Genomic DNA, 12,747 nt, shown 5'->3' on the forward strand with positions numbered 1-12,747 from the left:
GTAACGGTCGCCCCAGCAGTGCCCGGGAGTGTAGACATAGCCTATGGCCGGGCCGAGCGATCATCGCCCCTCGAGGAAACCACCGGAGCGGGGGCTGCGAGCGCCGCTGGCCGGGCGCAGCGTGGCCGGGCAGGTCTTCCTGCTGCAGGTCGTGGTCGTCGTCCTGCTGGTCGCCGCCGCCGTCGTCGAACTCGTCGTGCAGGCGCGGCACGACAGCGAACAGGAGGCCCGCAACCGGTCGGTGGCGGTGGCCACGACCTTCGCGAGCTCGCCGGGCCTCGCGGCGGCGCTCGCCTCCCCCGACCCGACCGCGGTGCTGCAGCCGAAGGCCGAACAGGCGCGCCGGCGCTCCGGGGTGGACTTCATCGTGGTGACGGACCTGCAGGGGATCCGCTACACGCACCCCAAACCCGACCGCATCGGCAAGAAGTTCATCGGGAACATCGGTCCCGCCCTGCGCGGCCAGGTGGTCACCGAGAGCATCGTGGGCACCATCGGCCCGCTGGTGCAGGCGAACGTGCCGGTGCTCGACGACCGGGGCAGGGTCGTCGGCATCGTGTCCTCCGGCATCACCATCGCCAAGGTCAGCGGCGCGGTCAACGAGCAACTGCCGGTCCTGCTGGGCTTCTCGGCGGCGGTGCTGGCCCTCGCCACCGCCGGCAGCTGGCTGATCGCCAGGCGGCTCACCCGGCAGACCAGGGGCCTCGGCCCCGTCGAGATGACGCGCATGTACGAGCACCACGACGCCGTGCTGCACGCCGTGCGCGAGGGCGTCCTCATCCTCGACGGCGACCGGCGGCTGCTGCTCGCCAACGACGAGGCGCGACGGCTGCTGGACCTGCCCGCCGACGCGGAGGGCCGGCCCGTCACCGGGCTCGGCCTCGACGAGCGCGCCCGCGAACTGCTGGCCTCCGGTCGTGACACGACCGACGAGGTGCTGCCGGCCGGGGGCCGGCTGCTGGTGCTCAACAACCGCCACACCGACCGCAACGGCGGCCCGCCGGGCAGCGTGGCGACCCTGCGCGACGCCACCGAACTGCGGGCGCTGTCCGGGCGCGTCGAGACCGCCAGGACCCGGCTGCGGCTGCTGTACGACGCGAGCATGGGCATCGGCACCACGCTGGACATCACCAGGACCGCGGAGGAACTGGCGCAGGTGTCGGTGCCGCGCTTCGCCGACTACGTCACCGTGGACCTCGCGGTACGGGTGCTGCGCGGCGACGAGCCACGGACGGGCCCGTCGGTGGAGATGCGCCGGGTCGCGGTGAGCGGGATCCGCGACGACCACCCGCTGTACCCCACGGGGCACCCGCTGCACTTCGTGCCGTCCAGTCCGCAGGCGGCCGGCATCGCCGGCGGCCGGGCCGTCCTGGAGCCCCGGCTCGCGGACTCCCCCGGCTGGCGGGCGCAGGACCCGCAGCGCAGCGCGAAGGTCGTCGGCTTCGGCATCCACTCGCTGATCTGCGCCCCGCTCAGCGCCCGCGGCGTGCTCCTGGGCATGGTCAACTTCTGGCGCTCCCAGGCCCCGGAGCCGTTCGACGAGGAGGACCTCAAGCTCGCCGAGGAGCTCGCGGCACGGGCCGCGGTGTGCGTCGACAACGCCCGCCGCTACACCCGCGAGCACACCATGGCGGTCACCCTCCAGCACAGCCTGCTGCCAAGGGAGTTGCCGCGGCTGACCGCCCTGGAGGCCGCCTACCGGTACCTGCCCGCGCAGGCGGGGGTCGGCGGCGACTGGTTCGACGTCCTCCCCCTGCCCGGGGCACGGGTCGCCCTCGTGGTCGGCGACGTCGTCGGACACGGACTGCACGCGGCCGCCACGATGGGGCGGCTGCGGACCGCGGTGCACAACTTCACCACGCTGGACCTTCCGCCGGACGAACTGCTGGTGCACCTGGACGAGTTGGTCGGCCGCATCGACCAGAACGAGTCCGGTCCCACCGGCGACGGCACCGCCCCCGCGGGCACCACAGTCGCGGGCGCCACCTGCCTGTACGCCGTCTACGACCCGGTGACCGGCACCTGCGCGATGGCCCGCGCCGGGCACCTGCTCCCCGCGGTCGTCCACCCCGACGGGACCGTCGAGTTCCCCGACGTACCGGCCGGGCCTCCGCTGGGCCTGGGCGGACTGCCCTTCGAGGCCGTGGAGCTGACGCTGCCCGAGGGCAGCAGCCTGGTGCTCTACACCGACGGCCTCGTGGAGGACCGCGACCGGGACATCGACGAGGGCCTGGAACTCCTGCGCCGCTCCCTGTCCGAGGCGGGCCGCGACCCCGAGGACACCTGCCGCGACGTGTTCAAGGCCATGCTGCCCGACCGGCCCGGCGACGACATCGCACTCCTCGTCGCCCGCACCCGCGTCCTCGACCCCGGCCACGTCGCCGAATGGGACGTGCCCAGCGACCCGGCCGCGGTCTCCGGGGTGCGCGCGGCGGTCCAACGGCAGCTGGGCGCCTGGGGGTTGGAGGAGCTGTCCTTCACGACGGAGCTGGTGCTCAGCGAGCTGATCACCAACGCGATCCGCTACGGGGCCGAGCCCATCAAGGTCCGGCTGATCCTCGACCAGGTGCTGGTCTGCGAGGTCTCCGACGCCGGCAGCACCTCCCCGCACCTGCGGTACGCGGCCGCCACGGACGAGGGCGGGCGGGGGCTGTTCCTCGTGTCGCAGTTCGCGGAGCGCTGGGGGACGCGGTACACGGCCGAGGGGAAGGTGATCTGGGCCGAGCAGCTGCTGCGGTAGCGCTGCCCGGGGTCCGTGTTTGTGCCCGGTTGTTGTGTGCGCGTCCGTTGCGCCTGCGGCGGGCTGTCTCCCACCCTCCCTCCCTCCCTCCCCCAGCCTTCGGCCGGGGGGACCCCCATCCGGCGCGATTGGTGCGGGGCTCGCTCTGTGGGTTGGTGGGCCGGGGGCGGGGCCTCCGGGGTGGGCATTCTGTACCGCATATTTATGTGCATGGCGGGCACCACTCGTCGGTACCGTCTCTGCCGCACATCAAATACACGTCAGCGTCCAGAACGCCCACCCTCCCCCAGCCTTCGGCCGGGGGTGCCCCCAACTCCCCCACCCCCTCCGAATCGACGGCGACCAACGGCCGGTGGGAGGTCAGAAGGCAGCCCGGGGCACCGCACCCGTCCGACGCACCCCTCACCGGCTGTCATCGCCCGCGCGAGAACGGCCCCCGCCCAACGGGAGGGGCGGGGCCTGACGCAGACGTGGGCGGCAACCCGGACCGTCTCAAACCCCCATCGGCCGTTGTGCGCCCACACCGGCCGGAGGGGGCGTGGCGGGAGTGCTCCCCCTGGTCGAAGGTTGGGGGAGCTGAGCGGCGAACCCGGCGCCGAATGATGTGGGCTTGGGCCGTGGGGCCGTGGGGGGTCAGAAAGCGGTCCGGGGTCACCCCGGTTGCCTGACTGACCCCCCACCGGCCGTTGTGCGCCCATACGACGGGAGGGGGTGTGTCGGGGTGCTCCCCCCGGCCGAAGGCTGGGGGAGACGAGCGGCGGACCCGGCGCCCAAGGATGTTGGGGTAAACCGCGAGCGTTCTGGGGGTCCCCCCGGCCGAAGGCTGGGGGAGTGCGCCGGCGCGGCGCCGACCCCACTACGACGTGCGCAGGCCCGCACTGACCGTGCCGGGCAATCGGGCGGGAGGGTGGGCGGACGCCCGCCGCAGGCGCAGACAACCCGCACCCAACAACCGGGCAGCCCGGCGCAGCCGACTGCAGCCGACCGCAACCACCGCGGCCGCACACAACAACCGCCGCCCCCAATGGCGCCGCAGGCTCACACCCCGCACAGCCCCACGGGATGAATCGGCGTGGTCACATCCGTAAGCGGCCGCCCCGTCCCCCCACCCCGGTGCGCCACGAACTCCGCCGCGATGGACAACGCCGTCTCCTCCGGGGTGCGCGCACCGAGGTCGAGGCCGATCGGGCTGCGCAGCCGCCCCAGTTCGGCCTCGCCGAGGCCCGCGTCGCGCAGCCGGCCCAGGCGGTCCGCATGGGTGCGCCGGGACCCCATCGCACCGACGTACGCAACGGGCATGCGCAGGGCCCGCTCCAGCAGGGGCACGTCGAACTTGGCGTCGTGCGTGAGGACGCACACGACGGTGCGGCCGTCGACCGGGGTGCGCTCCAGGTACCGGTGCGGCCACTCCACGACGACCTCGTCCGCCTCCGGGAAGCGCCCGGCCGTCGCGAAGACCGGGCGCGCGTCGCAGACGGTCACCCGGTAGCCGAGGAACGTGCCGACCCGCACCAGGGCGGCGGCGAAGTCGATCGCCCCGAACACCAGCAGGCGCGGGGGCGGGATGCTGGCCTCGACCAGCAGTGTGAGCGGCTCGCCACAGCGACTACCGTCCGCACCGACGCCGAGCCCAACAACCGCGGTACGCCCCGCGTTCAGCAGGGCGTGCGCCTCGGCCGCGGCAGTGCGGTCCAGCTCCGGATCACCGAGGGTGCCCTCGTACGTCCCGCCGGGACGCACCAGCAGGGCCCGGCCGGGCAGACCGGCGGGCCCGGCCACGACCCTGGCCAGCGCCGCCGCCTCCCCCCGGGAGGCGGCGGCCAGCGCACCGGCGAGCTCCGGCCGCGCCCGCGTCCCGGGCGCGACCCGCTGGACGAAGACGTCGATGACCCCGCCGCAGGTCAGCCCCACGGCGAAGGCGTCGTCGTCGGCGTAGCCGAAGCTCCGGAGCAACGGCTCGCCGGTCTCCAGCACCTCCTGGCAGAGCTCGTAGACGGCGCCCTCGACGCAGCCGCCGGACACGCTGCCGACGGCGGTGCCGCCGGCGTCGACGGCGAGCGCCGCGCCGGGCTGCCGCGGTGCGCTGCCGCCGACCGCGACGACGGTGGCGACGGCGTACGGCCGGCCCTGCGCGGACCAGCGGGTGAGTTCGTCGGCGATGTCCAGCATGGCGAGGACTCCTTCTAGCTGACGCCGAGCCAGCCCTCCAGGGGGTGCAGGGCGAAGTGGACGACGAAGACGGCCGTGAGCACCCACATGAGGATCCCGGGCTCACGGAACCGGCCCTGGGCGGACTTGATCGCGGTGTACGCGATGACGCCGGCGCCGACCCCGGCGGTGATGGAGTAGGTGAAGGGCATCAGGGCCACGGTGAGGAAGACGGGCACGGCGACCGAGCGGTCGCCCCAGTCGACGTGCCGGGCGTTGCCCATCATCATGGCGCCGATCACGACCAGGGCCGCCGCGGCGACCTGGCCGGGGACGACCTGCGCCAGCGGGGTGAGGAACAGCCCGGCGGCGAAGAGGAGGCCGGTGACCACGGACGACAGGCCCGTGCGGGCGCCCTCGCCGACCCCGGTCGCGGACTCGACGAAGACGGTCTGCCCGGAGGCGCCGCAGGCGCCGCCGATCGCGCCGCCCGCGCCGTCGACGAACAGGGCCTTGCCGAGCCCCGGCATGCGTCCCTTGTCGTCGGCGAGCTTCGCCTCCGTGCCGACGCCGATGATGGTGGCCATCGCGTCGAAGAAGCCGGCCAGGACGAGCGTGAAGACGATCATGCCGGCGCCCAGCGCCCCGATGTGCTCCCAGCCGCCGAACTCGACCTGCCCGAACAGCCCGAAGTCGGGTGCGGAGACGACGTGGCCGGGCAGTTCCGGGACGGTCAGCCCCCACACCTCGGCGTCGGTGCCGCCGGCCGCGTGGACGGTCACGGCGAGGACGGTGCCGGTCACGATGCCGATGAGGATGGCACCGGGGACCTCGCGCGCCTGCAGCATGAAGATGAGCAGCAGGGTGACGCAGAAGACCAGCACGGGCCAGCCGGCCAGTTGCCCGCCGGCGCCCAGGGTCAGCGGGCTGCCCTCACCGCGGCCCACGAACCCGGCGTTGACCAGCCCGATCAGGGCGATGAACATGCCGATGCCGATGGTGATCCCGTGCTTGAGCGGCAGCGGGATCGCGTTCATGATGACCTCGCGCAGTCCGGAGACCACGAGGAGCACGATCACCAGGCCGTACAGGACGCACATCCCCATCGCCTGGGGCCAGGTCATGTGCGGGGCGACCTGTGCGGCGAGCACGCCGGAGACGGAGAGCCCCGCGGCGAGGGCGAGCGGCACCTTGCCGACGAGGCCCATGAGGAGGGTGGAGACGGCGGCGGCGAGCGCGGTCGCCGTGATCAGCCCGGTCTGGCCGAGCCGGTGGCCGTCGACGTCGGGGCCGGACAGCAGCAGCGGGTTGAGCAGCAGGATGTAGGCCATCGCCATGAAGGTCGTCAGGCCCCCGCGGAGTTCGCGGGCGACGGTGGAGCCGCGGTCGGATATGTGGAAGTACCGGTCGAGCCGGGTCCGGCCGCCCGGCCGGGGCGGGGGCGCGGCGCCGGGGGCGGGGGCGGTTGCGTGCGTGGCTGACGGGGTCGACTGGGTCATGCGGTGCCACTCCCAAGGTTCACAGGGGCACCCGGACGGCGTGTGCCGTACGGGATTTGGGATGGTCCGCAGCACGACCGGGGGACGGCCCGACAGTGGTGCGGTGTGACCGCCCGGCGCCGGGCGGCGCCGGGCGGAGCTGCCTCACGTACCGGTCAGGTGCTCCGGCCGGACCGGTACGCGGCCGAGGGCGAGTCCGGTCGCCGCGCGGATGGCGGCGACGACGGCCGGGGTGGAGGACAGGGTCGGGGCCTCGCCGACGCCGCGCAGCCCGTACGGGGCGTGGTCGTCGGCGAGTTCGAGCACGTCGACGGGGATGGGCGGCGTGTCGAGGATGGTGGGGATGAGGTAGTCGGTGAAGGACGGGTTCCGGACGGTGGCGCGGTCGGAGACGAGGATCTCCTCCATGACGGCCAGGCCGAGGCCCTGGGTGGTGCCGCCCTGGATCTGGCCGATGACCGACAGCGGGTTGAGCGCCTTGCCGACGTCCTGCGCGCAGGCGAGTTCGACGACCTTGACGAGGCCGAGTTCGGTGTCGACGTCCACGACGGCGCGGTGCGCGGCGAAGGAGTACTGCACGTGCCCGCGGCCCTGGCCGGTGCGCAGGTCGAAGGGCTCGGTGGGGCGGTGCCGCCACTCCCGTTCGACGTCGATCGTCTCGTCGCCGAGCACCTCGGCGAGTTCGGCCAGCACCTCGCCGCCGTCGGTGACGACCTTGCCGCCCTCCAGCAGGAGTTCGGCGGTGGCCCAGGCGGGGTGCTGGCTGCCGAACCTGGCCCGGCCCAGGTCCAGGACGCGTTCGCGCACCGCCTCGCAGGTGTGCCGCACCGCGCCGCCGGTGACGTACGTCTGCCGGGAGGCGGAGGTGGAGCCGGCCGAACCGACCCGGGTGTCGGCGGGGTCGATGGTGACCTGGGTGACGCCGAGTTCGGTGCGGGCGATCTGGGCGTGCACGGTGACGCCGCCCTGGCCGACCTCGGCCATCGCGGTGTGGACGGTGGCGACCGGCCGGCCGGCGATCACCTCCAGGCGGACGCGGGCGGTGGAGTAGTCGTCGAAGCCCTCGGAGAAGCCGACGTTCTTGATGCCGACGGCGTAGCCGACGCCCCGGACGACGCCCTCGCCGTGGGTGGTGTTGGACAGCCCGCCGGGCAGCCCGCGGACGTCCACGGCGCCGCCGGCGCTCTCCCACTCCCGCTCGGGCGGCATCGGCATCGCCTTGACGCGGCGCAGCAGTTCGGCGACGGGCGCCGGGGAGTCGACGACCTGTCCGGTGGGCATGACGGCGCCCTGCGACATGGCGTTGAGCCGCCGGAACTCCACCGGGTCCATGTCGAGCGCGGCGGCGAGCCTGTCCATCTGCGCCTCGTAGGCGAAGCAGGCCTGGACCGCGCCGAAGCCGCGCATGGCGCCGCAGGGCGGGTTGTTGGTGTAGAGCGCGAGGGCCTCGATGTCGACGTCGTCGATGACGTACGGGCCGGCGCTGAGCGAGGAGGCGTTGCCGACGACGGCCGGCGAGGAGGAGGCGTAGGCGCCGCCGTCCAGCACGATGCGGCACCGCATGTGGGTGATCTTCCCGTCGCGGGTGGCGCCGTGCTCGTAGTGCAGCTTGGCGGGGTGCCGGTGGACGTGCCCGAAGAAGGACTCGAAGCGGTTGTAGACCATCTTGACGGGCTTGCCGGTGCGCAGCGCCAGCAGGCAGGCGTGGATCTGCATCGACAGGTCCTCGCGCCCGCCGAAGGCGCCGCCGACGCCGGAGAGCGTCATGCGGACCTTCTCCTCGGGCAGGCCGAGGACGGGGGCGATCTGGCGGAGGTCGGCGTGCAGCCACTGGGTGGCGATGTAGAGGTCGACGCCGCCGTCCTCGGCGGGCACGGCGAGGCCGGACTCGGGGCCCAGGAAGGCCTGGTCCTGCATGCCGACCTCGTAGTCCCCGGTGACGATGACGTCGGCGCGCCGGGCGGCCGCGTCGGCGTCGCCGCGGACGATCGGCTGGCGGTGCACGACGTTGGGGTGCGGTACGTGGCCGCTGTGGTGGTCGGTGCGGCCCTCGTGGAGCAGCGGCGCGTCCGGGGCGGTGGCCGTCGCCTCGTCGACGACGACGGGCAGTTGCCGGTACTCGACCTCGATCTTCGCGGCGGCGCGGCGGGCGGTCTCGGGGTGGTCGGCGGCGACGAGCGCCACCGGTTCGCCGTGGTGGCGTACCCGGCCGTGGGCGAGGACGGGGGTGTCCTGGATCTCCAGGCCGTAGTGCCGCACGTCGGTGGGCAGGTCGTCGTAGGTCAGCACGGCGTGCACGCCGGGCTGCGCCAGCGCCCGCGAGACGTCGAGGGAGACGATCTCGGCGTGCGCGTGGGGGCTGCGCAGGGTGTGGCCCCACAGCATGTCCTCGTGCCACAGGTCGGAGGCGTAGGCGAACTCACCGGTGGTCTTCAGGACGCCGTCCGGGCGCAGCGTGGACTCGCCGATGCCGCCGCGGGTCTCGCTGCCCTGCGTGGTGGGGGTGGGGGTGCGGGTCACGCCCATCGCGGTCAGCCCTCCGTCCCGGTGCGGGCGGCCGCGAGGCGGACCGCGTCGAGGATCTTCTCGTAGCCGGTGCAGCGGCACAGGTTGCCCGACAGGGCCTCGCGGATGTCGGCGTCGGTGGGCTGGGCGTTGCGTTCGAGCAGTTCGTCCGCGGCGACCAGCAGACCCGGGGTGCAGAAGCCGCACTGGACGGCTCCGGCGTCGACGAAGGCCTGCTGGACCGGCGAGAGATCGGTGGCCGGGCCCGCGGGGCGCGCCTGCCACCGCTGTGCGGCGCCCGGGTCGGTGCCGGGGCCCGCCTCGCCGGTGTCGCGCTCCTTGGCGAAGTCCGCCAGTCCCTCGACGGTCACGACCTCCCGGTCCTGCACCTGGCCGGCCGCGACCAGGCAGGCGCACACCGGCACTCCGTCGAGCCGCACCGTGCAGGAGCCGCACTCGCCCTGCTCGCAGGCGTTCTTGGAGCCGGGCAGGCCCATGCGCTCGCGCAGGACGTACAGCAGGCTCTCGCCCTCCCACACGTCGTCGGCCTCCTGGCGCCGTCCGTTGACGGTGAAGGTCACGCGCATCGGGAGCTCCTCTCGTCGCCGCGGTAGGCGTCCCAGGTCCAGCCGAGGGTGCGGCGGGCCATCACCTGGAGGGCGTGGCGGCGGTAGGCGGCACTGCCGCGCACGTCGTCGATGGGGCTGGCGCAGGCGGCGACCAGCTCGGCGAACTCGCGGGCCACGGACGGCGGCAGGGTCCTGCCGCTGTCCCACAGGCCCTCCTCCTCCAGCGCCGCGTTCAGGAACTCCTCGGCCGTGGTGGCGCGGACCGGGGTGGGGGCGGCCGAGCCGATGCCGGTGCGCACCGTGCGGGTGGCGGGGTGCAAAGCCAGGCCGAAGGCGCAGACCGCGATGACCATGGCGTTGCGGGGGCCGACCTTGGAGAACTGCTGGGGGCCGTCGGCCTTGGCGATGTGCACGGCGCGGATCAGCTCGTCCGGGGCGAGGGCGTTGCGCTTCACCCCGGTGTAGAACTCCTCGACCGGGATGAGCCGGGTGCCGCGTACGGACACCGCCTCCACCTCGGCGCCGGCGGCGAGCAGCGGCGGGTGCGAGTCCCCGGCCGGGGAGGCGGCGCCGAGGTTGCCGCCGACGCTGCCGCGGTTGCGGATCTGCGGGGAGCCCACGGTCCGGGCGGCGAGCGCGAGGCCGGGCAGTTCGCCGCCCAGGGCCTCGATGACGCGGGTGTAGGGGACCGCGGCGCCCAGCCGTACGGACTCCTCCCCCACCTCCCACTCGTACAGCTCGCCGACCCGGTTCAGGTCCAGCAGGACATCGGGCCGGCGGTGGTCGAAGTTGATCTCGACCATCACGTCGGTGCCACCCGCGATGGGGACGGCCGTGGGATGCTCCGCCTTGGCGGCGAGGGCCTCCTCCCAGGTCGCGGGACGCAGGAAGTCCATGAGCGCTCTCTTCTTCCTCGGGGGGACGGGACGGGGCTGTTCCATGTCCTGTGCGCGCTGTGTGACCCAGTACACGACCGGGCGGGGTGCCGGGTGCAGTCACCGAACACATGAAGCACTTCGCTGGTCGCTAAGCTGGTCTTGTAGATTCCTCCGAAAGACGCGGATCCGAAACCTGTCGGCATCGACGCGGCAACACCGATGCGACCGGGCGGGCGCCACCCTGGTACCGGTTCGGACGAGGAAGCGCTCGAGACAAGGCGACGACGATGCGGCTGCGCGCACTGCTGGACACCCATGCCCTCGGCCTGCGGCTGCTCGGCGGCGAGGAGGAGCTGGACCGGACGGTCCGTGGCGTGATGACCACCGACCTGAAGGACCCCAGCCGCTACCTCTCCGGCGGCGAACTGGTGCTGACCGGGCTGGCGTGGCGCCGCCGGCCGGAGGACTCGGAGCGCTTCGTGCGGATCCTCGCCGCGGCCGGGGTCGCCGGTCTCGCGGCCGGCGAGGCCGAACTGGGCTCCGTCCCGGACGACCTGGTGCTGGCCTGCGCCCGGCACCGGCTGCCGCTCTTCGCGGTCGACGAGGACGTCGCCTTCGCCGCCATCACCGAGCATGTCGTGCGTCAGGTGTCGACCGAGCGCGCCGGGGACCTGGCCGCCGTGGTGGAGCGGCACCGCCGGCTGATGACCTCCGGGCCCGAGGGCGGCGGTCCCGACGCCGTCCTGGACCTGCTCGGCAGCGACCTCGACCTGCGGGCCTGGGTGCTGTCCACGACCGGGCGCCGGATCGCCGGCTCCGACCACCCGCTGCCCGCCGCCGTACGGGCCGAGCTGGCCGGCGAGCACCTCGCCGCCACGCGGACCGGCCGCCCCTCGCCGCACCGCGCCTACACCGAGGGCCGCCACTACGCGCTCTTCCCGGTCCGCAGCGGCGACCCGGACGACGACCTCCGCGGCACCCTGCTCTCCGACTGGTTCCTGGCCGTCGACGCGGACGCGGGCGACTGGCCCGCCGAGCGCCTGGACCTGCTGGACGGCGTCACGCAGCTCATCGCCGTCGAGCGCGACCGGCGGGACGCCGCGCGCACCGTGCGTCGCCGGCTCGCCGCCGAGGTGATGGACCTCGTGCAGACCGGCGCGCCGCCGGGCGAGATCGCCGCCCGGCTGCGCGTGGCCGCACCCGTCCTGGTGCCGGGCCTGGGCACCGCGCCGCACTGGCAGGTCGTCGTCGCCCGCGTCGACTGGGCGGGCGGCGGGCCCGCGGCCGGTCCGGTCGCCCAGTCCCTGCTGGAGGAGGCGCTGGTCGACCCCGCAGCGGTGGGCCCCGACCCGGCCGACCGCCTGGCCGTCGCCCACACGGGCGAGGAGGCACTGGCCCTCGTCCCGCTGTCGTCGCTGGAGTCCGACGGCGCCGCCCCCGAACTGTCCGCCCAGGGCCTGCTCTCCGTCCTGCGCGGACCCCTCACCCGGGGCCTCGACGGCGACGGGCGGCTCACCATCGGCGTCAGCGCCGCCGTCCACTCCGCCGACGGGCTGCGCGGCGCCCTGGAGGAGGCCCGCCACGCCCGCCGCGTCGCCGCGGCCCGCCAGGGCCGGGTCTGCGTCGCCGGCCACGAGGAACTGGCCTCCCACGTCCTGCTGCTGCCGTTCGTCCCGGACGACGTCCGCCGCGCCTTCACCGCCCGGCTCCTGGACCCGCTGCGCGCCTACGACCGGCGCCACCGCGCGGAGCTCATCCCCACGCTCGAGGCCTTCCTCGAGTGCGACGGCTCCTGGACGCGCTGCGCGAACCGGCTGCATCTCCACGTCAACACTCTGCGCTACCGCATCGGCAGGATCGAGCAACTGACGGGCCGCGACCTGTCGCGCCTGGAGGACAAGCTCGACTTCTTCCTCGCCCTGCGGATGAGCTGACTCCTCGGCGGCAGATCGCGGGGGGACCGCGGCGTCGGGGAAGCCTCCGCCGCCGGCCTGGCGAGGACGCCCGTGCGGCCCCGGCCCGCGCGTCCCCGCCCGGCCGGGACCCGCGCCCTCCATGGGGCGGATGGCGAACGGCTCGGACCGACAGGTGCCGCGCCGGGCGGTCCGCACCCGCCCGCACGCGAGCGCGTCCCGGCATCGCGGGGGCACCGTCGGACCGATCGCCCGACCGCCGCAACTGGGCCACGCTCCCGGTCCCGCCGTCCGGCTCGGGACCTCGCCCCGGCCGCCCGCGGCATCGGGGAGGCAGCCGGTCGGGAAGCCTCCGCCGCCGACCGGGCGAGGACACCCGTGCGGCCCCGGCCTGCACGTCCCCGCCCGGCCGGGACCCGCACGCTCCAGGCCGAACGGGCCGCCGAACAGGGGGCGGAGGCTGACCAGCTCGGACCGGCAGGTGCCGCACGTGCG

7 protein-coding genes are annotated in these 12,747 nt (G+C 74.4%); 2 read left to right on the plus strand and 5 right to left on the minus strand.

The features are described from left to right. The first annotated feature begins 43 nt into the window (after nt 1-43). A complete protein-coding gene (locus ACZ7MY_RS13315; RefSeq protein WP_499601549.1) occupies nt 44-2,740 on the plus strand; it encodes a SpoIIE family protein phosphatase in 2,697 nt (898 codons plus the stop codon). Nucleotides 2,741-3,778: 1,038 nt separating this feature from the next. Here ACZ7MY_RS13315 and ACZ7MY_RS13320 read toward each other — a convergent pair. The 5 genes from ACZ7MY_RS13320 to ACZ7MY_RS13340 form a co-directional block, all read right to left on the minus strand. After that, nucleotides 3,779-4,909: an XdhC family protein gene (locus ACZ7MY_RS13320; protein ID WP_499601550.1), complete on the minus strand. Its 1,131-nt coding sequence runs from the start codon at nt 4,907-4,909 to the stop codon at nt 3,779-3,781. A gap of 14 nt (nt 4,910-4,923) precedes the next feature. After that, nucleotides 4,924-6,387 (minus strand): NCS2 family permease, encoded by a 1,464-nt coding sequence (locus tag ACZ7MY_RS13325; RefSeq protein WP_499601552.1) that lies wholly within the window; start codon nt 6,385-6,387, stop codon nt 4,924-4,926. A 144-nt stretch (nt 6,388-6,531) separates the two neighbouring features. After that, nucleotides 6,532-8,913: a xanthine dehydrogenase subunit D gene (gene pucD, locus ACZ7MY_RS13330; protein WP_499601553.1), complete on the minus strand. Its 2,382-nt coding sequence runs from the start codon at nt 8,911-8,913 to the stop codon at nt 6,532-6,534. 5 nt (nt 8,914-8,918) lie between these two features. Then, complete coding sequence (locus ACZ7MY_RS13335) at nt 8,919-9,479, minus strand: (2Fe-2S)-binding protein (protein ID WP_499601554.1); 561 nt, start codon at nt 9,477-9,479, stop codon at nt 8,919-8,921. After that, on the minus strand, nt 9,470-10,357 hold the full coding sequence (locus ACZ7MY_RS13340; protein ID WP_499601556.1) for an FAD binding domain-containing protein: 888 nt from the start codon (nt 10,355-10,357) through the stop codon (nt 9,470-9,472). The genes ACZ7MY_RS13335 and ACZ7MY_RS13340 overlap by 10 nt, the downstream gene beginning before the upstream one ends. A 269-nt stretch (nt 10,358-10,626) precedes the next feature. Between ACZ7MY_RS13340 and ACZ7MY_RS13345 the strand changes: the two genes are divergently transcribed. Further along, nucleotides 10,627-12,273, plus strand: a complete 1,647-nt coding sequence (locus ACZ7MY_RS13345) for a PucR family transcriptional regulator (protein WP_499601557.1) — start codon at nt 10,627-10,629, stop codon at nt 12,271-12,273. Nucleotides 12,274-12,747 lie beyond the last annotated feature (474 nt).

This window comes from Streptomyces sp. NPDC111520, from assembly GCF_055635295.1.